This window comes from Sphingoaurantiacus capsulatus, assembly GCF_042648405.1.
GTDB lineage: Bacteria > Pseudomonadota > Alphaproteobacteria > Sphingomonadales > Sphingomonadaceae > Sphingoaurantiacus > Sphingoaurantiacus capsulatus.
Window position 1 is genome coordinate 14,690 of the sequence record NZ_JBHRXV010000011.1, and the last position, 23,952, is coordinate 38,641.

General features: G+C 67.4%; 20 protein-coding genes and 2 tRNA genes. 9 read left to right on the forward strand and 13 right to left on the reverse strand.

What is annotated here, in order from left to right; translation table 11 throughout:
* The first annotated feature begins 232 nt into the window (after window positions 1-232).
* Window positions 233-3,547, forward strand: a complete 3,315-nt coding sequence (locus ACFOMD_RS12190; RefSeq protein WP_380861740.1) for a PAS domain-containing protein — start codon at window positions 233-235, stop codon at window positions 3,545-3,547.
* A gap of 205 nt (window positions 3,548-3,752) precedes the next feature.
* Here the strand turns inward: ACFOMD_RS12190 and ACFOMD_RS12195 are convergent.
* The 5 genes from ACFOMD_RS12195 to lepA form a co-directional block, all read right to left on the reverse strand.
* Window positions 3,753-3,843, reverse strand: a tRNA-Ser gene (locus tag ACFOMD_RS12195).
* A gap of 53 nt (window positions 3,844-3,896) precedes the next feature.
* Window positions 3,897-4,241: a TFIIB-type zinc ribbon-containing protein gene (locus ACFOMD_RS12200; protein ID WP_380861742.1), complete on the reverse strand. Its 345-nt coding sequence runs from the start codon at window positions 4,239-4,241 to the stop codon at window positions 3,897-3,899.
* Window positions 4,242-4,309: 68 nt separating this feature from the next.
* A complete protein-coding gene (locus ACFOMD_RS12205; protein ID WP_380861744.1) occupies window positions 4,310-4,660 on the reverse strand; it encodes a DUF4870 family protein in 351 nt (116 codons plus the stop codon).
* A 54-nt stretch (window positions 4,661-4,714) separates the two neighbouring features.
* Window positions 4,715-5,443 carry an Npun_F0296 family exosortase-dependent surface protein gene (locus ACFOMD_RS12210; protein WP_380861746.1) on the reverse strand — a complete coding sequence of 243 codons (729 nt, stop codon included), beginning with the start codon at window positions 5,441-5,443 and terminating at the stop codon, window positions 4,715-4,717.
* Between the two features lie 278 nt (window positions 5,444-5,721).
* Complete coding sequence (lepA, locus tag ACFOMD_RS12215; RefSeq protein WP_380861748.1) at window positions 5,722-7,530, reverse strand: translation elongation factor 4; 1,809 nt, start codon at window positions 7,528-7,530, stop codon at window positions 5,722-5,724.
* Between the two features lie 28 nt (window positions 7,531-7,558).
* Here lepA and ACFOMD_RS12220 point away from each other — a divergent pair, with 28 nt between their 5' ends.
* The 3 genes from ACFOMD_RS12220 to ACFOMD_RS12230 all read left to right on the forward strand — a co-directional run bounded on the left by ACFOMD_RS12220 (window position 7,559) and on the right by ACFOMD_RS12230 (window position 9,373).
* On the forward strand, window positions 7,559-7,891 hold the full coding sequence (locus ACFOMD_RS12220) for a hypothetical protein (RefSeq protein ID WP_380861750.1): 333 nt from the start codon (window positions 7,559-7,561) through the stop codon (window positions 7,889-7,891).
* A gap of 31 nt (window positions 7,892-7,922) precedes the next feature.
* Window positions 7,923-9,230, forward strand: coding sequence for an FAD-dependent oxidoreductase (locus ACFOMD_RS12225; protein ID WP_380861752.1), 1,308 nt, complete (start codon window positions 7,923-7,925; stop codon window positions 9,228-9,230).
* A gap of 66 nt (window positions 9,231-9,296) precedes the next feature.
* Window positions 9,297-9,373 (forward strand) — tRNA-Pro (locus ACFOMD_RS12230).
* Window positions 9,374-9,640: 267 nt separating this feature from the next.
* On the opposite strand, the gene ACFOMD_RS12235 is transcribed toward ACFOMD_RS12230, so the two are convergent.
* The 4 genes from ACFOMD_RS12235 to ACFOMD_RS12250 are packed head-to-tail and all read right to left on the reverse strand — an operon-like array spanning window position 9,641 to window position 15,217.
* Window positions 9,641-10,924, reverse strand: a complete 1,284-nt coding sequence (locus tag ACFOMD_RS12235) for a DUF3526 domain-containing protein (protein WP_380861754.1) — start codon at window positions 10,922-10,924, stop codon at window positions 9,641-9,643.
* Window positions 10,924-12,360, reverse strand: a complete 1,437-nt coding sequence (locus ACFOMD_RS12240) for an ABC transporter permease (protein WP_380861756.1) — start codon at window positions 12,358-12,360, stop codon at window positions 10,924-10,926. Before ACFOMD_RS12240 ends, ACFOMD_RS12235 begins: the two co-directional genes overlap by 1 nt.
* Complete coding sequence (locus tag ACFOMD_RS12245) at window positions 12,357-13,094, reverse strand: ABC transporter ATP-binding protein (protein ID WP_380861758.1); 738 nt, start codon at window positions 13,092-13,094, stop codon at window positions 12,357-12,359. The genes ACFOMD_RS12240 and ACFOMD_RS12245 overlap by 4 nt, the downstream gene beginning before the upstream one ends.
* Before the next feature lie 23 nt (window positions 13,095-13,117).
* Window positions 13,118-15,217, reverse strand: coding sequence for a TonB-dependent siderophore receptor (locus ACFOMD_RS12250; RefSeq protein WP_380861760.1), 2,100 nt, complete (start codon window positions 15,215-15,217; stop codon window positions 13,118-13,120).
* A gap of 281 nt (window positions 15,218-15,498) precedes the next feature.
* Between ACFOMD_RS12250 and ACFOMD_RS12255 the strand changes: the two genes are divergently transcribed.
* Complete coding sequence (locus tag ACFOMD_RS12255) at window positions 15,499-16,431, forward strand: sensor domain-containing diguanylate cyclase (protein WP_380861762.1); 933 nt, start codon at window positions 15,499-15,501, stop codon at window positions 16,429-16,431.
* Here ACFOMD_RS12255 and rutA read toward each other — a convergent pair.
* Genes rutA through rutB form a run of 4 tightly spaced genes read right to left on the reverse strand, consistent with a single transcriptional unit; the run spans window position 16,412 to window position 19,414 of the window.
* Entirely contained in the window at window positions 16,412-17,491 is a 1,080-nt protein-coding gene (gene rutA / locus ACFOMD_RS12260; RefSeq protein ID WP_380861764.1) for a pyrimidine utilization protein A, read from the reverse strand. The two genes, ACFOMD_RS12255 and rutA, sit on opposite strands and share 20 nt — an antisense overlap.
* Window positions 17,492-17,495: 4 nt before the next feature.
* Window positions 17,496-18,281, reverse strand: a complete 786-nt coding sequence (rutD, locus tag ACFOMD_RS12265) for a pyrimidine utilization protein D (protein WP_380861766.1) — start codon at window positions 18,279-18,281, stop codon at window positions 17,496-17,498.
* A 2-nt stretch (window positions 18,282-18,283) separates the two neighbouring features.
* Entirely contained in the window at window positions 18,284-18,670 is a 387-nt protein-coding gene (gene rutC, locus ACFOMD_RS12270; protein ID WP_380861768.1) for a pyrimidine utilization protein C, read from the reverse strand.
* Window positions 18,671-18,679: 9 nt separating this feature from the next.
* On the reverse strand, window positions 18,680-19,414 hold the full coding sequence (gene rutB, locus ACFOMD_RS12275) for a pyrimidine utilization protein B (protein WP_380861770.1): 735 nt from the start codon (window positions 19,412-19,414) through the stop codon (window positions 18,680-18,682).
* A 136-nt stretch (window positions 19,415-19,550) separates the two neighbouring features.
* Here rutB and ACFOMD_RS12280 point away from each other — a divergent pair, with 136 nt between their 5' ends.
* The 4 genes from ACFOMD_RS12280 to ACFOMD_RS12295 all read left to right on the forward strand — a co-directional run bounded on the left by ACFOMD_RS12280 (window position 19,551) and on the right by ACFOMD_RS12295 (window position 23,891).
* Complete coding sequence (locus ACFOMD_RS12280; RefSeq protein WP_380863433.1) at window positions 19,551-20,555, forward strand: acyltransferase family protein; 1,005 nt, start codon at window positions 19,551-19,553, stop codon at window positions 20,553-20,555.
* Window positions 20,556-20,672: 117 nt separating this feature from the next.
* Complete coding sequence (locus ACFOMD_RS12285; RefSeq protein ID WP_380861772.1) at window positions 20,673-22,736, forward strand: amidohydrolase family protein; 2,064 nt, start codon at window positions 20,673-20,675, stop codon at window positions 22,734-22,736.
* Window positions 22,737-22,757: 21 nt separating this feature from the next.
* Window positions 22,758-23,210 carry a c-type cytochrome gene (locus ACFOMD_RS12290; RefSeq protein ID WP_380861775.1) on the forward strand — a complete coding sequence of 151 codons (453 nt, stop codon included), beginning with the start codon at window positions 22,758-22,760 and terminating at the stop codon, window positions 23,208-23,210.
* 3 nt (window positions 23,211-23,213) lie between these two features.
* On the forward strand, window positions 23,214-23,891 hold the full coding sequence (locus ACFOMD_RS12295) for a cytochrome b/b6 domain-containing protein (protein WP_380861777.1): 678 nt from the start codon (window positions 23,214-23,216) through the stop codon (window positions 23,889-23,891).
* Window positions 23,892-23,952: the final 61 nt, after the last annotated feature.

A 23,952-nucleotide genomic window follows, 5' to 3' on the forward strand; every position in this document is an offset into this window, starting at 1 on the left:
GTCGGCGTGCCACGCCCGATGAACGAGCGAGATTAGGGGCGTCGCCGTCCGCTGGCTTGCACCGCCGGAAGTGCCGTCGCTGCCCGAACATCCTTGCTACCGGCGGATGTCTTTTGAAGGATGAAGTTAAACTGAATGCGTGAAGTGACGGCAGCGTCACGGTCGGCTAAAGCTGGACGATGATTTTGACGACAACACTGCCGCCGCTACGGCGCGTGACCGGGAGAGGAGAATGCCCGTCACCCCGCTAGGCGAGCGCGGCACGGTGTTCCTCGCCGGCGGTGGCGAGATGGGCGCGCTCATGCGCGCGCACGATTGGGCGCGGTCCCCGCTCGGCCCGCCGGAAACGTGGCCCGCCGCGCTGCGCACGGCGATCGGCCTGATGCTCGGCGCGCGCCAGCCGGTCTATGTCGCCTGGGGTGCTGAACTGACATCGTTCTACAACGATGGTTACCTGCCCATCGTGGGCGCCAAACATCCGGGTCTGGGCAAGCCGTTCGTCGATCTGTGGGCCGAAATCTGGGAGCAATTCCGTCCAATCGTCGAAGCGACGATGGCGGGCGACGCGCAGCATTTCGTCGACTTGCCGATCCCGCTGGCCGGCCGCCCCGGCCTGCCGATGGGTTATTTCACCTTCTCCTACACCGCCCTGCGCGACGAGAAGGGCGATATCGCTGGCTTCTACTGCGCCGCGACCGAGACCACCGACAAGGTCTTGGCCGAGCGTCGCCAGGCGTTCCTGCTCGAACTCGGCGACCGCCTGCATACGCTGGGCGACGCCGGCGCGATCATGCAGGCGGCCGCGGAGGCGCTTGGCCGCCACATTGGCGCGGATCGCGCTGGCTACGCCGAGGTGGCCGCCGACGACGAAACCTTCGTCGTGGAACGCGACTGGGCGGGCGGCGGCATGGCCAGCTTCGCCGGGCGGCATCGCCTGGATGACTTTGGTTCGGACCTTATCGCGGCTTTCCGGGCGGGCCAAACAGTGGCGTTCGAGGACGTGCTCAACGAACCGTTGACGGCGGGCGCGGACGTGGCGCAGGCGTTCGAGACGATCACAATGCGCGCGGCCGTCACTGTGCCGCTGGTCAAGAACGGGCGGTTCTCGGCCGCGTTATACGTTCATGCCCGGTTGCCCCGGCGGTGGGCCGCGGAGGACGAGGCGCTCGTCCGTTACGTCGCAGAGCGTACCTGGGCGGCCGTGGAGCGGGCGCGGGCCGAGGCGGAGTTGCGCGAGAGCGAGGCCCGTTTCCGCGCACTGGCCACGGTGGGATCCTCGTCGATCTATCGCATGGGCCCGGACTGGGGCGAGATGCGCCACCTCGACGGTGCAGGATTCCTTGCCGATACGGAGGCGTCAACGACCGATTGGATCGGGACCTACATTCCGGCGGGCGAGCAGCCGAAGGTGGGCGAAGCGATCGATCGGGCGATCCGCGCCAAGGGGGTGTTCGAGTTGGAGCACCGCATCAGGCGCGCTGACGGCACGATCGGATGGACGCTCTCACGCGCGGTCCCGCTGTTGAACGAGGTTGGCGAGATCACGGAGTGGCTCGGCGCGGCCAGCGACGTGACCGAACGCGTCAAGGCGGACCAGAGCTTCAACCGCTTGTTCCAGGCCTCCCCGGCGCCGTTCCTGGTGCTCGCGCCCGACGCGCCGCGTTTCACGATCATGGAGGTGAACGACGCGTACCTTGCGGCTACCATGACGACGCGGGAGAGCATCGTCGGGCGCGGGGTGTTCGAGGCGTTCCCGGACAACCCCGACGATCCGACCATTGAGGGGGTGAGCACCTTGCGCGCCTCACTGGAGCGGGTCTTGGCCACGCGCCAACCCGATACGCTGCCAGACCTCAAATACGACATCGCCAAACCGACTGGCGGTTTCGAGGAGCGATATTGGAGTCCGGTCAATACCGCTGTCCTTGACGACCACGGCGAAGTGGAAGCCATCATCCACAACGCGAACGACGTGACCGACGAACGCCGCGTGGGCGGGGCGTTGCGCGCGAGCGAGGCGCGCCTGCGCGAGCTCAACGAAACCCTGGAGCAGCGCGTCGCCGAGCGCTCGGCCGAGCGCGACCGCCTGTGGAATCTCTCTCAGGACATGCTCGCCAGGGCCGACTACAGCGGCATGATGTCGGCGGTCAGCCCCGCCTGGACCCACGTCCTGGGCTGGAGCGAAACCGAGTTGCTCACCCGCGAGTACGCCACCTTCATGCACCCTGACGATGTGCCTCCGACCTTGGAGGTGATCGCGCACATGGCCGAGACCCATCAACCCACGCGCTTCGAGAATCGGATCGCCACGCGCGACGGCGGCTGGAAGCCCATCGAGTGGACCGTCGCCCCGGAGCCCGACGGTGTGAACTTCATCGCGGTCGGGCGTGACCTCAGTCTCGCTAAAGCGCGCGAGGCCGAGCTCGAACTCGCCCAGGAGGCCCTGCGGCAGTCGCAGAAAATGGAAGCGATGGGCAGCCTCACCGGCGGCGTCGCGCATGATTTCAACAATCTTCTGACGCCGATCGTCGGCTCCCTCGACATGCTTCAGCGCAAGGGGTTTGGAGGCGAGCGCGAGCAACGCCTGATCGCCGGCGCGATCCAATCGGCCGACCGCGCCAAGACGCTGGTCCAGCGTCTGCTCGCCTTCGCGCGCCGCCAGCCGTTGCAAGCCACGGCAGTCGACCTGTCGCCCCTCGTCCGCGGCATGGCCGATCTCATCTCGAGCACGACCGGACCCCAGATCAAGGTGATGGTCGACGCCCCCGAAGGTTTGCCGCCGGCGAAAGCCGATCCGAACCAGCTTGAGATGGCGATCCTGAACCTCGCCGTGAACGCGCGCGACGCCATGCCGGAGGGTGGCACCTTGCGTATCTCGGTCGATGCCGAGACGGTCGGACGACAGCATCGGGCGGACATCACGCCCGGACGGTATCTGCGGTTGTCCGTCGCCGACACCGGCGAAGGCATGGACGAGACGACCCTGAAACGCGCGGTCGAGCCGTTTTTCTCGACCAAAGGAATCGGCAAGGGAACGGGGCTGGGGTTGTCGATGGTCCACGGTCTCGCGTCCCAGCTTGGTGGCGCACTGACGATTCACAGCACCCGCGGGGTCGGAACCAACATCGAACTCTGGCTGCCTCAGAGCGCTGAGCCGACGGCAGCTGTTGAGCCGACGGCCGACGCGCCGCTCGTCGCGAGGGGGAGTGGCACGGCGCTGCTCGTCGATGACGAGGACCTCGTGCGGTTGAGCACGGCCGACATGCTGATCGAGTTGGGCTATGCAGTGGTCGAGGCGTCATCGGCCGAAGAGGCGCTCAAGCTGATCGATCGCGGCTTGCAACCGGACCTGCTCGTCACCGATCACCTCATGCCCGGAATGTCAGGCACGGAGCTCGCTCGAACGCTGCAACACATGCAACCGCGCGCCAAGGTGATCATCGTGTCTGGCTACGCCGAGGCAGAGGGCGTCGCACCTGACCTCCCCCGGCTCACGAAGCCGTTCCGGAATGCCGACCTAGCGGCGAGCCTGGCAGGGCTCAGCTAAACATCCGTGCACAACGAGTGACGAGCGAGCAGATTGCAATCGTGGCCACTGCCGAATGAACAGCGGCTTTCAGGATCGGCGCCAACCGGCCGGAACGGCGAAATTTGGCGTGCAAAGCTGCCGCATGAGAGCGCGTCCGCCGCGTTGGCGTAGAGTCGGCGGTCCAACGATTTGAGGCGGCGGTGCACGGCGTTCCACGGCGGGATGGCGGAACGGGAGGGATTCGAACCCTCGAAGAGCTATTAACCCTTACACACTTTCCAGGCGTGCGCCTTCAACCACTCGGCCACCGTTCCGTGCGCGCCGGATTTAGGCGTTGGCGCGCACGGGGTCTAGTCCTGACGGTGCCTTAGTCGAAAAGCTCTTCCAGAAACGACTTCCGCCGCTTCTTGTAACCGCCGTGATAATTGCGGTCGTCGTAGCCATACTTCGGCTGCGGCGCGTAGCCTTGCTGCGGATAGCCCTGCTGCGGCGGATAGTTTGGCTGCGGCGGCGCGGGCGGCGCCTGCGGCTGCTGCGGAGCCGGCGCTTCGGCCGCGCTGCGCTCGAGGATCTTGTCGAGCTCGCCGCGGTCGAGCCAGACGCCGCGGCATTGCGGGCAATAGTCGATCTCGACGCCTTGGCGGTCGCTCATCGCGAGCCCGACCTTGCAGACCGGGCAGAGCATGGCGGAAACGGTGGCGGCGTCGCGCATCGGATATCCTCTTTCGTTACGGCTTCGTCTTGCCGCGCGACATGGGGCGCCCGTGCTTGTGCTTCAAGCTACCAGAGCCAGGTGCCGGGGTTGGGCAGGCTGGAATGACGCTGGGCTGCGGCGAGTGACACGATCGCGCGGATGAGCACCCACAACGGGATCACCAGCAGGATCAGGAACCCGACGCCGATCAGCGCGGTGCACACGCCGATCACGCCGTAGAGCAGCGCCAGCCAGAAGGTGCGGATGTGATAGCGATAATGGCTCGGCTCCCACGCCGCCTGCGCGTCGTCGCGCCACACATAGGCGAGGATCAGCGCAAGCAGGGTCGGCAGCGCGGTCAGCACGCCGACGAGGTAGAGCAGGCTGACGATCGTCGGCCGGTTGAGGTCGAAGCCCGAGGACGGCTGATCGCTCATGCAAAAACTCCCGTGCCGGTGGTCCGGAGCGGGAGCCTAGGGGCGCGAGGCCCATCAGCGCAAATGCAATCTCCAGCCGCGACGACCGTGACGGCCGCGACGACGGCCGGCGGCAGCGAGGCCGACACCGAGCGCGAGCAGGCCGATGGTGCCGGGCTCCGGCACATCGACTTCGCCCGCCGCATAGCGGCCGACGGTGAAGTTGTCGGCCTCGACGCCGGGGCCGCTCAGCTGGATGCGGTCGAAGCCGCCGCCGACGCTGAAGAAGTTCACGAACGCATAGGGCTCGCCGCAGTTGGCGCCCTGGTTCGGGCCCGAGGGCATGCAGTGATAGAGGCCAAGGTCCTGCACGCCGTCGAACACCGTCGAGGCGTCGTAGCTCGCGAGCTGCTCGTTGCCCCGGAAGAAGGTGACGAGGTTGCCGGTGTTGAGCGCCGACAGCCAGAAGCCGAAATAGGTCACTTCGGTGTCGAGCGAGACGGTGATCGGCGGCGAGCCGGTGAAGGCATAATGCGTGCCGTTGGCGCCGCCGTAGATGTCGGCGTTGTTGACCTGCACGTTCATGATCGTGCCGCCGACCATGCCGTTGCCGCCGAAGTCGGTCTGGAAACTCTGGTAGCCGGTCGGGCGGCTGTCGAAGGTCTCGACGCCGACGAAGTCGAAGTTGACCGTCGTGTTGAGCACGCCCGGCGCCTCATAGGTGCGCACGAAGGTCGTCGTCGCGCTCGCCGACGTTGCGGTAAGCAGCGCGGCAGCGGCGAACAGGACGGTCTTGAAGCGCATTGCGGTAACCCCGAAAGATCAGTTGAGCGCAACTTAGCAACGCCTGTGCCAACAGGTTAAGCTGTTGGAATCGTTACGGGTGAATTGTTAGATACTGTAGGGCTGTAAAGGATTCCGGCAGTCGTTTGAAGATAGGCGGAATTTGGGCCAGCGCCGCGGGCAAAGCCCGCGGCGTCGGTCGTGTCGGCGGAACTTGCCGCCGCACGCCGGCCGGCCTTTCGCCGTCTTCGCCGTAGCTAACGAACGCGAGGCGTTCGCTTCGCTTCGGCGATGCGGCTTCAGGCGTCATCCCCCATCCTAAGCGCGGCAATAAACGCCTCCTGCGGAATATCCACGCTGCCATACTGCCGCATCCGCTTCTTCCCCTCTTTCTGCTTGTCGAGGAGCTTGCGTTTGCGGCTGGCGTCGCCGCCGTAGCATTTCGCGGTGACGTCCTTGCGCAGCGCGGCGATGGTCTCGCGGGCGATGACCTTGCCGCCGATCGCCGCCTGGATCGGGATCTTGAACAGGTGGCGGGGGATGAGGTCCTTCATCCGCTCGCACATGTGGCGGCCGCGCGCCTCCGACTGGCTGCGGTGGACGATCATCGACAGCGCGTCGACGACCTCGCTGTTTACCATGATCGTCATCTTGACGAGGTCGCCCTCGCGGTGGCCGATCTGGTGATAGTCGAAGCTGGCGTAGCCGCGGCTGATCGACTTCAGCCGGTCGTAGAAGTCGAACACCACCTCGTTCAGCGGCAGCTCGTAGGTCACCTGCGCGCGCCCGGCGACATAGGTGAGGTTCTTCTGGATGCCGCGGCGGTCCTGGCACAGCTTCAGGATCGAGCCGAGATATTCGTCGGGGACGAAGATCACCGCTTCGATCCACGGCTCCTCGATCGTCTCGATCTGCATCGGATCGGGCATGTCGGCCGGATTGTGCAGCTCGCGCGTGGTGCCGTCGCGCATGTGGATGTTGTAGACGACGCTCGGCGCGGTGGTGATCAGGTCGAGGTCGTACTCGCGGGTCAGCCGCTCCTGGATGATCTCCAGATGCAGCAGCCCGAGGAAGCCGCAGCGGAAACCGAAGCCCAAGGCCGCCGACGATTCCATCTCGAAGGAGAAGCTGGCGTCGTTGAGGCGCAGCTTGCCGAGCGAGTCGCGCAGTTTCTCGAAGTCGGCGGCGTCGGTCGGGAACAGGCCGCAGAACACCACCGGCTGCACTTCCTTGAAGCCGGCGAGCGGCTGCGCGGTCGGGCGCCGGGAGTCGGTAATGGTGTCGCCGACGTTGGTCTGCGCGACCTCCTTGATCTGCGCGGTGATGAAGCCGACTTCGCCCGGGCCGAGATCGCCGACGATCTCGATCTTCGGGCGGAACACGCCGACCCGGTCGACGAGATGCTGCGTTCCCGCCTGCATCATCGTGATCTGCTGGCCCTTCTTCAGCACGCCGTCGATCACGCGCACCAGAATGACGACGCCGAGATAGGGGTCGTACCAGCTGTCGACGAGCATCGCCTTCAGCGGCGCGTCGCGGTCGCCCTTCGGCGAGGGGATATATTTGACGATCGCCTCGAGCACGTCGCCGATGCCGAGGCCCGACTTGGCGCTGGCGAGCACGGCGTTCGAGGTGTCGAGGCCGATGACTTCCTCAATCTGCGCCTTCACCCGCTCGGGCTCGGCGGCGGGCAGGTCGACCTTGTTGATCACCGGCACGATCTCATGGTCATGCTCGATCGACTGGTAGACGTTCGCCAGCGTCTGCGCCTCGACGCCCTGGCTGGCGTCAACCACCAGCAGCGCGCCCTCGCAGGCGGCAAGGCTGCGCGACACTTCATAGGCGAAGTCGACGTGGCCCGGCGTGTCCATCAGGTTGAGCACATAGTCGAGGCCGTCGGACGCCTTGTAGTCGAGGCGGACGGTCTGCGACTTGATGGTGATGCCGCGCTCGCGCTCGATGTCCATGTTGTCGAGGACCTGTTCGGTCATCTCGCGCGCCTGCAGCCCGCCCGTCTGCTGGATGAGGCGGTCGGCAAGCGTCGACTTGCCATGATCGATGTGCGCGATGATCGAAAAGTTGCGAATGCGCGTGATGTCGGCGGTCATGGGCGAAGGGCAATAGCAGCCGCCGCGCTTGACGCAAGCGAACCCGCCGTCGCAGCATGTCGGGGACATGCTCGGTAACCGCCCCAAACTCTATCTCGCTGCCCTCATCGGCCTCGGCATTTTCGGCGGCATCGTCGCGATCGACATCGTGCGTCCCGGCATTCTCACCGCGGAAGTGGCGCTCGGCGCCTCGTTGGGATTGGCGCTGTCCGGCCTCGCGGTGATCGCGACCCGGCCGCGCGGCAAGAAGCGCGTGGCGCCGCACGAGGCGCAACCGAAGGACTTCACGTCGGTTCTCGAAGAACGGCGCAAGCTGACCGAACACTCGGCGGACAAGTCGAAGCAGTTACCGCCGGAGTAGGGCTCGGACGCTTTCAGGGGAGGAAGCTCGCATGCTGAACGTCGCCATCATCGGCTCGGGGCCGGCCGGCTACTATACGGCGGAGGGGCTGCTGAAGAGCTTCGGTGGCGATGTCTGCATCGACATCATCGACCGGCTGCCGACTCCCTTCGGGCTGATCCGCGCCGGCGTCGCCCCCGATCACCAGTCGATCAAGGCGGTGTCGCGCCGCTACGAGACGACCTCCTTGTCCGAACATGTCCGCTTCGTCGGCAACCTCTCGGTGGGCGACGGCGTCACCATCGAGGAACTGCTGAAGCTCTACCACGCCGTCGTCATCGCCACCGGCGCCCCCGCCGACCGCAAATTGGGTGTGCCCGGCGAAGATTTGCCCGGCGTCGTCGGCTCGGCGGCGTTCGTCGGCTGGTACAATGGCCACCCCGACTTTGCCGATCTCGCCCCGCCGCTCGATGCCGAGTCGGTGGCGGTGGTCGGCAACGGCAACGTCGCCCTCGACGTCGCCCGCATCCTCGCCAAGACACAAGAGGAGCTGTCGGGCTCGGACATCGCCGCCCATGCTGCCGCCGCGCTCAAGGGCTCGAAAATCCGCGACATCCACATCATCGGCCGCCGCGGCCCGCACCAGGTCGGCTTCACCCCCAAGGAGCTGGGCGAGATGGGCGAACTGCAGCGCGCCTATCCGGTGGTCGACGCCGCCGATTTCCCGCCGCCCGTCGCCGACGCCTCGCTCGATCCCGGACTGCGCAAGGTCGTCGGCTTCCTGCGCGAATTCTCCGGCCGCGCGCCGCGCGAGGACGCGCCGGTGCGCGTGCATTTCCATTTCTTCGCCAAGCCCGTCGCCGTTGAGGGCGACGGCAAGGCCGAGAAGCTGGTGCTCGAACGCACCGCGCTCACGCAGGACGGGCAGGCGGTGGGCACCGGCGAGACCTACGACATCCCCGCCGGCATGGTCGTCCCCTGCATCGGCTACCGCACCAGCCCGATCCCCGGCGTGCCCTATGACGCGGCGCGCGGGCGCTTTTCCAATACCGAGGGGCGGATCGCGCCCGGCCTCTACTGCGTCGGCTGGGCGCGGCGCGGGCCGACCGGCACCATCGGCACCAACCGCCCCGACGGCTTCATGATCGCCGAGGAGATTTCGGCGGACGCGCCATCAGGCGACCGCGACGGCCCCGCCGGCCTCGACAAGCTGATCGCCGAACGCGACCTCTATGTCGTCACCTTCCGCGACTGGCAGAAGATCGACGCCGCCGAGATCGCCCGCGCCCGCACCGGCGCCCCGCGCGAGAAGTTCGTGCGCGTCGGCGAGATGCTCGAAGAGACGAAACGCTCATCTTGAAACAGATGCGAAACCGCCCTTGCGGCGCTGCACACCCCTCGTTATATGCCGTCGTCCGCTGCCGGGCGGGGAATAGCTCAGCCTGGTAGAGCACTGTCTTCGGGAGGCAGGGGCCGGAGGTTCGAATCCTCTTTCCCCGACCATCTTTCGGCAGCGGGTTGCGTGAACCGTAACAGGGGCGCGTGACAATTCTGGGGATCCCGGGCGGCAATTTGCTGCACCCCGGAATCAAAGAAGAGGCAGGTCAGAAATGACCTGCCTCTCTTGCTATCTGGCTCAGATAATTATTGCATCGGGCGTGTCGCCGTGTTCGGCGCGCCTAGGCCTCGCGGCCGTCGCTGATCTTGCAGAACACGCCGCCTTCATCGGGCAAGCGGTCGCTTGCCCGCGTGAGGTGCTGAATGATCCTGCTAGATGGCGGGGTTATCGGTTGGCGCGCAAACCGTGTCGTCGAACTTCGGGGCGAGATCAAAGTCCGCCTTCGCGAACGGCCGATCGCGAAAGAGATAGCCGTAGTAGAAGGTCCGCAGCCGCTTGTGGAAGCCGCGGATGCAATCCTGATAGGCGAGCTGCGCCGACAGATCGGTGCCGGCCAGCCGCATGAGCAGCGCCTGCACGCCGACCGACGGCAAGGCCCAGCCGAGCGCGCGGCCGGCGGCGTCGCGCGCCTCCAGCCCGTCGCGGTAGGCGCGGACCTGCGGCGCCACGCTTTCGTCGCCGTTTTGGTGGAACGCCAGATACCATTTGTAGTGGAACGCCGTGCCGAGCGGCGGCGAGTCCGCCCATTCCGGATGGTTGGCGAAGAAGCGGTCCATCGTGTCGCCGCGCGGAATGTCCCAGGCGCGGTTCACCGCCTCGCGCTGCGCCAGCGCAATCTCCGCGCCCTGATTGACGGGGATGGCCTGGTTGATGACGACGTTGGCGAGCGTCGGCACGATCAGCACGAGCACCAGCCACGACGCCGCCAGCGTGGCCGCATTGGCGACCGAGCTCCAGCGTGGTCGCCCGACCAGTGCGGCAAGCCCGATCCAGAACAGCAGATAGCCACCGACGAGCAGCAGCACGATCGCGAGCGTGGCAACCGGCACGCCCTCGATCAGCGCCGCCGCGGTGAACGGCACGCCCAGCATCAGCCAGAGCAAGGCGAGACGCAGCAGGGTCCGGCGGCGCCACAGCGCGCGTCCGCCGTTCGGCAGTGCCTCCAGCGCGCGCGCCCGGCCCGCCTCGCGCTCGCCCGAGGTCAGGTCGTGGAACAGCGCGATGACGAACAGCGGCGCCAGGAACACCAGCACGAACGCGAAGTCGAACCGCCCCGGCAGCGCCAGCTCGGGGTTGAAGGTGTCGCCGTCGTAGATCTGCGCCTCCAGCCCCAGCACGCGAACGCGCAGGATGTAGGGCGACACGTCGCGCATGCCGAGCGCGGCGAAGGCGAGCGGCGCTGGCGCGTCCCAGGTGGGGTGGAAGCTGTAGTAGGCGGCGCTGCCGGCGTCCTTGTCCTTGTCGATCCAGGCGGCGATGGCGCCGATGTCCTCGGCCTGCGCGGCCGGGATGGCGGCAATGGCGGCGCGCTGGCGGTCGACCTCGAGCATCCCGGCGGCCAGCGCGGCGATGGTCAGCAGGCCGAGCAGCGCCAGCGCCACGACAGTAAGGCGCTGGCGGAGCAGCAGACGCAGTTCATGCGCGAAGAGACTCATCAGCGAACTCCCAGGCGGCGGGCCGCCATCGCGAGAAGGGAAGCGGCCACCGCGAGCCAGGCGAGGATGATCGCCAGGCCGGGCAGGGCGCCGCGCGCGAGATCGGCGCCGGCGGGCGGGCGGAAGACGAAGTCGGGCATCGCGGTCCAATTGTCCGCGGCGACGCGCTTGCGGCGATCGGCGTCGGCATCCTTCGCGGTGTCGTCGGCATAGCTGACGTCGTCGGCCTGCAGCTTGTTGAGCCGCTGGACCAGGTCGAAGCGATAGGCCTCCGCCTGTTCGAGGAAGCGCCGGTGCCCGGCAAAGTCGGTGCCGGCCGCCGACATCGACAGCGACCGGATGGCGATCGCCGGGCTGGCCAGCGCCGCGACCTCGACCAGCGCGTTCTGCCGCGCCTGCGCCGCATAGCTTTCGCCGGCGTAGCGATCGAACAGCGAGGAGGTCAGCCGTTCACCCTCCATGCCGAGGATGCCCTTGTAGTTGACGGGCAGGTCTTCGACGCGGGTGACGCCATAGCGATCGAGCACCGACTGCTTGAACTGCGCGAAATGGGGATCGTCGGGGTTGTGGCTGTCGCCCATCTGGCGGAGGTCGCGGGCGATGGCGATGTCGGTCTGCAGCCGATTTTGCAGCGGCACGGCCGCGCTCGCCACATCGGGCGCGACGCGCGGCAGCAGCACGACCACCACCGCCCAGAGCGCCACCAGCGCCAGCAGCGCATCGCGGCTGCGCCGAACGAGCGTGGAGACGAGCAGGATGCCGACCACCCACAGCGCGAGATAGGCGAAATAGCCGATGGCGATGGCCAGCATCGGCAGGATCAGCGCGCCCGGCTGCCCCGCGATCAGTGCGAAGCCGATCATCGCCGGCAGGCCGGCCAGCACCGCCACGCCGGCCAGCGCCAGCAGCTTGCCGCTCACCACCTGCCGTCGGCCGACGCCCTGCAGCATCAGCAGGCGCAGCGTCCCGCGCTCGGTCTCGCGCGCGAGTGCGCCATAGCCGAGGAAGATCAGCAGCAGCGGCGCGACCACCTGCAAGACGAATGCGGGTGTGAGCTGGCCAAAGCGGACGAGCAGCGAACTCTGCCGGACATCGCCGAAATTCGCGGTGTTCTGCCGGTGCCCCTCGAGGAACATGCTGTTGCCCGTGAAGCCGTCGACGCCGGGGTCGAACGCGGCGAGCGGCCCCAGCGGGCGGAAGATGAAGGTGCCGTAGTGGACAACGCGGTGCGGGTGCCGGTCGGGCTGCGCGTCGAACGTGGCGTCGGCGGCCTGCGCGTGCCGGGCGCGCAGCTCGGCGATGGCGCGCTGATGCGACCAGCTGCTCGCCACCGCGACGAGCGTCAGCAGGACGAGGAGGACGAAGGCGATGACGGCGACGCGGTTGCGCATCATCAACCGCAGTTCGTCACGCGCGATGAGGAGGGTCGCCGTCATGCCGTCTGCCGCTCCCCACCTTCCTGGAAGCGCGCGTGCAGCGCCCGCACGTCGAACCGCTCGGCGCCGCTCGCCGCCACATCATCGGTGACGCGACCGCTTTCCAGAAACGCGATGCGATCGGCGACATCGGCGGCCGACAGCAGGTCGTGGGTGACCATCAGCACGGCGGTGCCGCGGCTGCGCACCTGCGCGACCAGCGCGTTGAAGTCGGCGGTTGCGCGCGGGTCGAGGCCCGAGGTCGGCTCGTCGAGCAGCAGCACCGGCACCTGACGCAGCAGCGCCACGGCGATCGCCACCTTCTGCCGCATGCCCTTCGAAAAGCCGCCGAGCCGCTGGTCCCAGGCGCGGTCCTGCAAGCCGGCCGCCGCGAAGGCGTCGGTGATGTCGGCGCGCCGATGCCGCTCGCCCGACAGCGCGAGCAGATATTCGGCATTCTCGACGGCGCTCAGATGCTCATAGAGGGCGACGTTCTCGGGCAAGTACGCGATGCGCCGCCGCGCGGTGTCCGGATCGCTCCCCGGATCGACGCCGCACACCGAGAGGGTACCCGACTGCGCGCGCACGAAGCCGAGGAGTGCGGCGAGCGTCGTCGACTTGCCCGCGCCGTTGCCGCCGAGCAGCGCGGTGAGGCTGCCCGCCGGCACCGCCAGCGACAGGCCGCGCAGGACGGGCTGGCTGCCATAGGCGAGCGCCACATCCTTGAGGAAGATCGGCGGAAGGTCTTGCGGCATCGGAATCTCCAGGTCGGTTGCGGTCAGACCCGCAGCTTGATCGTCGCGAGAACGGTGCGCGGTGCCCCGGGGGCGACCCACATCCGGGCGTAGGAATTGAGGTAGTAGGTCTCGTCGAAGAAGTTGTTCACCACGACCGAGGCCTCGACGTTTTCGGTAAGCGCGTAGGACGCGAACAGCCGCGCGATCGTGTAGGCCGGCAGGCGGAACGTCGTCCCCACCTCGCCAAGGCGCGAGCCGACGTGCAGCACGCCCGCCCCGAGGTTGAGACCGCGCCCCGCCACGTCGAAGTGACGCGACGCCTGCGCGCTCGCGGCGTGCTTCGGAACATTGAGCAGGCGGTCGCCCGGCCGGATCGGCACACCGTTGGCGTTGACGTTCCCCGAGGTCACTTCGGCGTCGAGGTAGGTGTAGGAAAAGAGCACATCGATCGCGCCCGGCGCCTTGCCGGCGAGGTCGATCTCAACCCCCTGGCTGCGCGCCTCGCCGACCGCGATGGCAAAGCCGGGGTTGGTCAGATCGCTGGTGAGAATATTGGCCTTGCGCAGCCGGAAGAGCGACGCCGTGCCCGTCACCCCGGCCGCGCTCAATTTGGTGCCGATCTCGACCGATCGCGATGCCTCCGGATCGAACGTCTCGCCCGTCACGCTCGCGCCGGTATTGGCCCTGAACCCCTCGCCATAGGCGGCATAGAGGCTGACCGGCTCCGACACATGCCAGACGATGCCGGCCTGCGGGCTGACGCGGGTGTCCGACTGCGGGCTGAACGCCCCGGTCAGGCGGTTGCGGATCGACTGCGAGAACTCGTCGTAGCGCGCGCCGATCCGCGCTTCGATCCGGTCGCTGATATGGATCTGGTCCTGCACATACACGCCCCAGGCCTTCTGCCTGATCGTGCGATCGTTGGTCCGGGCCAGCGTCGGCGTCGGGAACCGGCCGTAGACGGGATTGAAGATGTCGATCTCCAGCCCCTGCCGGGCGGTCGGCATCGTCGAGAGCAGCGGGGCGCGATAGGCGAGCACCAGCAGATCGGTGTCGAACGCGTCGCGGTCGGCGCCAACGACCACATGATGTTCGCCGCCGAGCCCCTCGAAGCGGCCGCTCAGCTCGCCGCGGAACACCCGGTGATCGCCATCATAGTCACGAAAGCGAATTTCGCGCGTCAGTGACCGGCCATCGACGAACAGCCGCTGGCGCGACGCCGCCAGCTCCGCGTCCGCCGAACTGCCCTTCAGCTCGGTATCGCGAAGCCCGACACCGAGCAGCAGGCTCCAGTCGTCGGTGAAATCATGCTGGAGCTGAAACTGGTGGCCCACCGCCGTGGTGACATTGGGCCCCAGCCCGGGCTCGCCCAGAAAGCGGCTTCTCGGAACGACCTCGAGATTGTTGCCGATCGCGAAGACGCCGCGGTCGAGCGGGATTTCCTGCCGCGTAGCCTCGAGTTCGTAAACAAGGCTGGTGCGCTCGCCGAACCGCAGCAGGATCGAGGGGAAGACGCCGTAACGTTCGGTCTCGATGGTGTCGCGGAAACTGTCCGTAGCCTCGTAGAAGCCGACGAGGCGAACCGCGACCGCGTCGGAGGCGGCGACGTTCAGGTCCGCCTCCAGCCGCCGGAAGTCGAAGCTGCCGTAGGTCGCCTCGAACTTGCCGGCCATCAAGTTCGTCGGCCGCTTGGTGACGAGGTTGATGCTGCCGCCGGGCTCGCCGCGCCCGAACAGGGCGGCGTTCGGTCCCTTGAGGATCTCGATCCGCTCGGTGCCGGCCACGTCGCGAGGGCCGGCAAAGCCGCGCCCGGCGTTGAAGCCGTTGACCAGATAGCCGCTCGGATTGTTCTCGTCGCCGACAAGCCCGCGGATGGCGAAGCTCTCCCACAAGCCGCCGAAGTTGTTCTGGCGCGCAACCGAAGCGGAGAGATCCAGCGCGTCGGCCATTCGTGTGATCTGCAATTGCTCCAGTCGCTCCTCGGTCAGGAGGATGATCGACTGCGGAATGTCCTCGATGGGGACGAGGCCGCGGTAGGCCTGGCGCTGGCCGGTAACGACGATGTCTTCATCGGTGGGGGCGCTGGCCTCCTGTGCGACGGCTCCGCTCGAAGCCCACGCCAGTCCTGCTGCTAAAGGCACCCAACCGGCCGACCGCCCGAGCATTGTCTATCCCCCACGAATCAATATTCCGCTCAATTGATGATATGGTATAACATGTCAAACAAATGTTCTGAGGCGGCGGGGAGCTGGCGACTTTCTCAAGCGGCTTTTGTTCAGAGCCAGCCGCTTTACCCGAGCCGCGGCCCGCTTTTTCGTTTCCAACGGGCGCCAGTCTGGACCAAAGGGGTGCAAAGGGCCCCCTTTTCCATTTATCGCATCTGGCGGTATTCTGAGAACGGGTACGTGGGGAAGGATCGGCGTTGGGGTCGGGTGGATTAGGCGATCAGTTTGAGGCGCTTCGCCTCCTGATGGACAACAGCAGCGACGTGTTCGGGCGGATCACGCCGGAAATGACCTTCAGCTTCATGTCGCCCTCGATCGAGCGCATGCTCGGCTGGACCGCCGACGAGCTGATCGGCAAGGCAGTGCTCGATCTCGTCTACCCGGAAGATCATGCCGAGATCGCCGCCTCGACCGCGCTGGTCGTGGCTGGCAAGGGCCACAGCACCAGCGTCACCATCCGCGCGGTGAAGAAGGACGGCTCGCTCTTGTGGGTCGAGGTCAATGCGCGGGCGATCAACAATAATCTCGCCGATCGCGTCATCGTCATCCGCGACGTCACCGAGCGAAAGGCGCTCGAGGAGCAGCTGAAGGCGATGGCGATGAAGGACGGGCTGACCGGCCTTTCCAACCGCCGCGCCTTCGACGAGACTCTGGTCCGCGAGTGGGACCGCACCGTGCGCGACCGCGGCCAGATGTCGGTGCTGATGCTCGACGTCGACCATTTCAAATCCTTCAACGACAGCTACGGCCACCAGGTCGGCGACGACTGCCTGCGCGCCGTCGCCGCCGCGCTCACCCGGCTGCCGCTTGAGGAGGGCGACATGATTTCGCGCTACGGCGGCGAAGAGATCGCGATCATCCTCGCGCGCGCCGACAGCCACCACGCTGGCGCTGTCGCCGCCACCGCGCGCGCCATGGTCGAGGGCCTCGGCATTCCGCACAAGGCGTCGTCAGTGTCCGGCGGCGTCGTCACCGTCAGCATCGGCCTGGCGACCGCGATGGCGCGGCTGGGCGGCTCGGCGGAAATGCCCAACGCGCTGCTTGTCGCCGCCGACCGCGCGCTTTACGACGCCAAGAACGGCGGCCGGAACTGTGTCAGGGAAGCCTTGGTCATCGCGGCGACGGACTGACACTTTTACGGCTCTTCATCAGCGGCTGGATGCGCGTGCCGAACGCCTCCACCCCTTCGATGAAATCGTCGAAGGTCAGCAGCACGCCGCCGGTCCCCGGCACCGTCGCCATCTCATCGAGCATCGCCGCGACCTTCTCATAGGAGCCGACCAGCGTTCCCATGTTGAGGTTCACCGCCGATTCCTTGTCGGCGAGCTGGCGGACGTTGGTCGTCGACGAGGTCTTGTCGGCCGCCCCCTGTTCGCCGAGCCAGGCGACCGCGTCCTGATCGACACCGTCGCGATAGTGCATCCACTTCGTATAGGCCTCGCCGTCGGTCTCGGCGGCGATCACCATCACCAGCACGAACACCGACACGTCGCGCCCGGTCTTGTCGGTCGCCGCCTTCAGCCGGGCGTTGTTGAAGGCGAAGGCGGTCGGCGTGTTGACGCCCTTGCCGAGGCAGAAGGCGTAGTCGGCGTATTTGGCGGAGAAGGCGAGCCCGTCATCCGAGCTGCCGGCGCAGATGATCTTCATGTCGTTTTCGGGGACCGGGCGGACGCGGCAGTCGTCCATCTGGTAGAATTCGCCCTTGAAGTCGGAGACGCCGGTCGCCCACAGCTCGCGCAGGATGTGGGCATATTCGGCCAGCATGTCGTAGCGGCGGCGGAAATGCTCGTCGCCCGGCCACAGCCCCATCTGGCTATACTCGGGCCGCTGCCAGCCGGTGATGAGGTTGAGGCCGAAGCGGCCATGGCTGATCGAATCGATGGTGTTGCACATCCGCGCCGCGAAGGCGGGCGGGATCACCAAGGTGGGGCAGGTGGCGTAGATCTTGATATGGTTCGTGACGGCGGCGAGCCCCGCCATCAGCGTGAAGCTTTCCAGCCCATATTCCCAGAACTCCGTCTTGCCGCCGAAGCCGCGCAGCTTGATCATCGAGAGCAGGAAATCGAGCCCGTAATACTCGGCGCGCTGGGCGATCTGCTTGTTGAGGTCGAAGCTCGGCATGTACTGCGGCGAGTTCTCCGAGATCAGCCAGCCATTGTTGTTGATGGGCACGAAGACGCCGACTTGCATGGCTTCAGCTCCTTAGCCAATCGAGGACGATATGGTCGAAGTCGTCCTGCTTGGTGACGTTGCAGGCGTGGCCGCCCCATTGCATCGAGGCGAGCGTCGCGTTCGGCATGCCGGCGGCCAGCCGGTGCGAGCAGGGGGCGGGGACCAGCATGTCGTCCTCGGCGGCGAGCGCCAGCACCGGGATGCCGATCTCGCCCAGCCGATCGTCGATATCGAACGCCCGCAGCGCCGCAATCCGCGCCTCAAGCATCGAGACCGCCTGGAAATGCGCGACATGGCCGACCGCCTCGGCGTCGAGCCGATCACTGTTCTCGGAAATCCACGCGGCGGGAAACAGGAAGATCGGCTGCGCGCGCACATAGGCCTCGACGCCGCTGTCGCGCAGCAGTGCCAGCCTTACGTCGAAGCAGCGCGCGAAATGCGCATCCGGCTTCGACCAGCCGTTGACCACGATCAGCTTGCCGAGCCGCTCTGGCGCCCGCAACGCCAGTGACAGCCCCATCACGCCGCCGGCGGCATGGCCCATGACATGCGCCCGCTCGATGCCCAGCCCGTCCATCAGCGCGAGGATATCGTCGGCCATCGCATCGACATCGGCGGGCGGCGCGCTGTCGCGCTCGCTCTTGCCCGTGCCGCGGTGGTCATAGGCAATGACGCGATAACGCGCGGCCAGCGCCGGAATGTTGGGCGCCCAATAGCCGCCGCTGCCGCCAAGCCCGGCGGACAGGATCAGCGCGTCACCGTCGGCGGGGCCGTATGTCGCGTAGAAGAGGCCCCCGACGGTCGGCATCGTCAGCCGGCGAGGTGTGCGACGCTGGCGATCTCGACGAGGCTGTCGGGCCGCACCAGCCCGCAGACGATGCAGTAGCGCGCCGGCTTGTCGCCCGGAAAATACTCGGCGTAGACCTTGTTCATCGCCGCATAGTCGGCCCAGTCCTTCAGGAAGATATGGTTGAAGGCGACATCGGCCATCGTCGCGCCGGCGGCTTCCAAGGTGGTCTTGATAACCTCGAGCACATGCCGTGTCTGCGCCTCGGCATCGCCGACATGAAGCACCGTGCCGCCTTCGCCTAGCGCCAGGGTGCCCGAGACATAGACGGTGTTTCCCGCCTTCGCGCCCGCCGAGAAGGGGGCGATCGGGGTCGGGAACTGCGGCGGATTGATCGCGGTGAACGGCATGTCGGCTCCTCAGGATTCCGGCAACTGGCTGAACGCCGCCGTGAAGTCGGCGACACTCGACACCCAGCCAAAGAATTTCTCGATATTGTAGACGGCGGCCTGCTGGACGAAGTCAGGCCCGGCCTGGTGCGTCGCGTCCTCCAGCATCACCCCGAAATATTCGAGGTGGAAGGCGTCGCGCAGTGTCGATTCCACACAGACGTTGGTGGCGATGCCGACGAACACGATGTTGCGGATGCCGCGCGCCCTGAGCACGCTGTCGAGCTGCGAGTTGAAGAAGCCCGAATAGCGGGTCTTGTGCAGGCGGATGTCGCCCGGCTGCGGCGCCAGCGCCTCGACCAGCTCATAGTCCCAGCCGCCGCGCGCCAGCAGCGTGCCGGCCAGCTCGGGGCGCTTGCGCATCGTCTTCAGCGCGTTCGACTTGAAATGATTGGGCGATCCTGGCCCGCCCGCCTCGACATAGTCGGCGTCCCAGCCGTTCTGGAAATAGATCACCGGCAACCCGGCGGCGCGCGCCACCGTCAGCACCTCGGCAATCTTGTCGATCGCGCCCTTGGCGCCCGCGATGTCGAAGCCGGCGAGATCGAGATAGCCGCCCGGCGACGCATAGGCGTTCTGCATGTCGACGACGAGAATGGCGGTCTGCTCGGCGGCGAGGCGCAGCGACTCCGGCCGCGCGCGCAGGGTGACGACACGCGCGCCGTTCGCCGCTCCGGCCGGTTCGATCAGCGCGTCACCGTCCAAACCCGCTTCCCCTGCTGCACCCGCGAAGACTGGACCAGCGCGCAAAGGGGTGCAAGGGCGGCCACCGTCAGCGGCGGGTCGGTTGACGCGTTGCGCCGCGACGTGTCTTTGTGGCCGCGATGGGGGCGGGGGCGTGATGAGCGATGTGCCAAAGCTGCTGGCCAGCCTGCAGGTCGGGCGGGCAATCGCGGCGGTGGCGGTGCTGCTGTGCCACGCGGAGCAGTTTACCCGGCAATTCACCGAGGTGCCGCCGTGGCTGCATTTGCCGCTGTCCTACGGCTATCTCGGCGTCGACTTCTTCTTCGCCCTGTCCGGCTTCATCATCTACTTCGCCAACCATGACGAAGCCGGCCATGCCGGTTGGGCGGCGCGCTACAGCGGGAGCCGCCTGACGCGCATCTTCGCGCCGTATCTGCCGATCGGCGTGATGCTCGGCGTGGCCTATACGCTGCAGCCGCAGCTCGCGGCGGGCTACGACTGGAACTGGTTCTCGACCCTCACGCTGCTGCCGAGCGGCGGTTCGCCCTCGCTCGGGGTCGCATGGACGCTGCAGCACGAGATTTTGTTCTACGCGATCATGCTGGTGCTGATCGCAGCGCGGCGGGTGTTGATCGGCTGCCTGATCTGGCTCGGCGCCATCGGCATCGCCGAGGTCGCCGGCACGCCGGTCATCGGGCTGTCGCTGATCGACGTTGAATTTATCGGCGGCATCGCCGCGGCGTGGCTGTTCATTCGGCGGCCGCGCGGGTCCGTTTGGCCGTCTGCCATGCTCGGCGCCGGTCTCTGTCTTGCGGGCGGATTTCTCGGCTTCCCGGAAGCCCGCGTCCTGCTCGGCCTCGGGCTGGCCTCGCTCATTCTGGCGACGGCGCGGCTGGAGGTGGCCGGCGGATGGCGGGTTCCGCAGGGCGTGCTGCTGCTCGGCGAGGCCTCCTATGCCATTTATCTCGTGCATGTGCCGGTCCTGCGCTTTGCGGCCCGCGTCGCCGGCCCGGCGCTCACCTGGGAGCTGCTGCTGCCGCTGCTGATCGCGATCGGCGTGCTGGCGGGTCTCGCCTATCACCTGGGCTTTGAGCGGCCGGCGCTGCGGCAGGTGCGCCGTCTGCTGCGCCGCGAACCGGCCGCCGCGGCACCGCGAAATTAGGGCGCGCCGGCTACACTTGGTCGCGACCTTTCGCAGCTTCGTCAGAGTCTTCTTGCGCCGTCTCCGAAACGATTGCAGCCTTGGCCCAGCTCATCGGGTCGAGGGGAAACTTTCCGTATGAAGATCAAGCTCATCACGATGGCGGCCGCCGTCGCGCTCGCGGCGCCGCTGCTGGCGCATGATTTCCAGGAGGCGACCACCGCGCCAGCGCGGGCCGCCGCCGTCGCCGAGGCCGATCTCGCCAAGCCGCCGGCGAGCGGCGCCCAGACCTTCGTCATCACCTCGACGGGCGGCACCCACGGCAAGGCGGTGCGCTGGGCGGCCCCTGACGGCAGCCGCTGGTCGCGCGAGAGCCTGCTGCTGCGCGGCTTCAAGACTGAGATCGACCAGCGCACTAAATTGGCCGCCGACGGCAGCATTTCCGAGTTGGCGATCCGCGGCACCACGCCGAGCGGCGACGCGGCCGAGAAGTTCGCGGGCGGCGCCTACGAGAGTCCGGTCGACAAGGGCAGGGTCGAGGGCGCCGGCGCCTTCTACGTCCCATACGGCGGCCTCATGGAGCCGACCTTGCTGCTCGCCGAGGCGCTGTACCGCGCGCCGGGCAAGACGCTGGCGCTGGCGCCGTCGGGCCGCGCCACCCTGGTCCCGCTCACCACGCTCGAGGTCAGCAACGGCAAGGCGAAGAAGAAGCTCACCGCTTATTCGATCGACGGCCTGTCGATCGCGCCGACGCCCGTCTGGTTCGAGGGCGACCGGCTGTTCGGCGTCGCCGGCTTCCTCAACTTCTTCCCCGACGGCTGGGCGAGCGTCGCGACGCAGCTCAGCCAGGCGCAGGACGCCGCCATCGCCGAGCAGGCGCCGGCGCTGCTCGCGAAAATCGCCCCGAAGGTCGCCGGGCCGGTCGTGTTCAACAACGTCCGCATGTACGACGCCGACGCCGGCCGCTTCCGCGACGGCATGACCGTCGTCGCCGAGGGCGGCAAGATCACCAACATCGTCGAGGCGAACGAGCCGATCCGGCTGGTCAACGCCAAGGTCATCGACGGCAGCGGCAAGACGCTCGTTCCCGGCCTGTGGGACGCACACCAGCATTATGGCTTCGACGCGTCGGGCCCGCTGCTGCTGTCGACCGGCGTCACCAGCGTCCGCGACCCCGGCAACCGCCCCGAGGAATCGATCGCCCGCAAGGCGCGCATCGACAACGGGCAATTGCTCGGGCCGCGCATCATCCCGGTGATGCTCATCGACGGCGTCGGCCCGATGGCGGCCCAGATGGCGGTCAACGCCACCGACGAGGCCAGCGCGCTCGCCGCGGTCAAGAAGGCGAAGGACATGGGCTTCACCGGCGTGAAGCTCTACGGCTCGCTCGATCCGAAACTGGTGCCGGTGATCGCCGGCGAGGCGAAAAAGCTTGGCCTGCGCGTGCAGGGCCATGTGCCGCGCACCATGCGGCCTCTGGATGCCGTGCGCGCCGGCTATGACGAGCTGACTCACATCAACTTCGTGATGATGCAGGCGATGCCCGACGCGGTGATCGAGGAATCGAACGGCCTGCAGCGCTTCTACGGCCCCGGCCGCTACGCCGCCGATGTCGACCTCAACGGCACACCGATGCGCGCCTATATCAACGAGCTGGCGCAGCGAAAGACCGTGGTCGACCCGACGCTCGCCATCTTCGAAGGCGGCTTCACCGCCGATACCGGCGAAATCCAGGCGATGTACAAGCCCTACGACGGCCTGCTGCCGCCGGTGATCGGCCGCGCGCTCAAAGGCGGCAGCTTCGCGCCCACCGCCGAGGTGTCGCGCGAGCAGATGCGCGCCAGCTACGCCAAGCTGCAGCAGCTGGTGGTCGCGCTCTACCGCGCCGGCGTGCCGATCGTCGCCGGTACCGACGGCGCCGGCATCGAGCTGATCCGCGACCTCGAACTCTATGTCGACGGCGGCCTCACGCCGGCCGAGGCGCTGGCGACCGCGACGATCATCCCGTCGCGGGTGTTCGGCGTTGACGACGAACGTGGCTCGATCGCGATCGGCAAGCTGTCCGACCTCGTGCTGGTCGACGGCGACCCCAGCCGGAGGATCGGCGATCTTCGCTACGTAGATACGGTGCTGCTCGGCGACCGGCTGATGAAGGGCGACGCGCTGCGCACCGCCGCCGGCATCTCGGGACGACCGAAGTAAAAACAAAGGAGAGACGGGGACATGAAGACCAAGCTCATCATCGGCCTGGCTGCCGCCGGCCTCGCCGGCGCGGCGCTCGCGCAGACCGGCGCCGCCGATACCATCAAGGCGCGGCAGGCGGGCATGAAAGTCGTCGGCGCGTCCTTCAAGGGCGTCATGGACCAGTCGCGCGGCACGCCCGACGCCGCCGTCGTCAAGAAGCACGCCGCCGCGCTGGTCGCCCAGTCGGCGAAGATCAACGGCTGGTTCGGCCCCGGCACCGCCACCGCGCCCGGCGTCAAGACCAGCGCGCTGCCGACGGTCTGGAGCAACAGCGCGGGATTCCGCAAGGCCGCCGTCAACTATGACACGCAGGCAAAGAAGCTGCTCGCGCTGGCCAACGCCGGCGACGTGGCGGGCATTCCCGCGCAGGCGCGGGCGCTCGGCGGCACCTGCAAGGGCTGCCACGACGACTTCAAGGCGAAGGGCGACTGACCGGTGCCCGGCGTCGGCAACCCCACCCGCGTCCGCCTGTGGGACATCCCCACGCGTATCGTCCACTGGTCGCTGGCGGTGCTGGTGCCCTTCGCCTGGTGGTCGGCCGAGCAGCATGACATGGAGCGGCACCGCGCCGCCGGCTATGTCATCCTCGGCCTGCTGATCTTCCGCCTGATCTGGGGCTTCATCGGCAGCTCGACGGCGCGCTTCTCGGGCTTCGTGCGCGGGCCCGCCAAAGTCCTCTCCTATGCCCGCGGCAAGGGCGACGACGCGGCGCCGGGCCACAATCCGCTCGGCGGCTGGAGCGTGATCGCGATGATCCTGCTGCTGCTGACGCAGGTCGGACTCGGCCTATTCGCTTCGGACACCGACGGCCTCGAATCCGGGCCGCTGTCCTACATGGTCAGCTTCGAGACGGCGACGACGCTCGCCGACCGGCACGAGACGATGTTCAACGTGCTGGCGGCGATCATCGCGCTGCACATCGCGGCGGTGCTCTTCTACCTGTTCGTCCGCCGCGACAACCTCATCACCCCGATGATCGGCGGCGCGCGTATCTATGACGTCGCCCCGGCCGTGCCGCCGACGATGGCCTCGCTCGGCCGCGCCGCGGTCGCCGCGCTGGCCGCCGCGGGCATCGCCTGGTGGGTGTCGCAGGGGCTGCCGCTGCCCGCCTGACGATAATCACCCATATGGGTGAAGCCATCTCCGTTCCGCCCCCGTATCTTTGGCCGTGAGG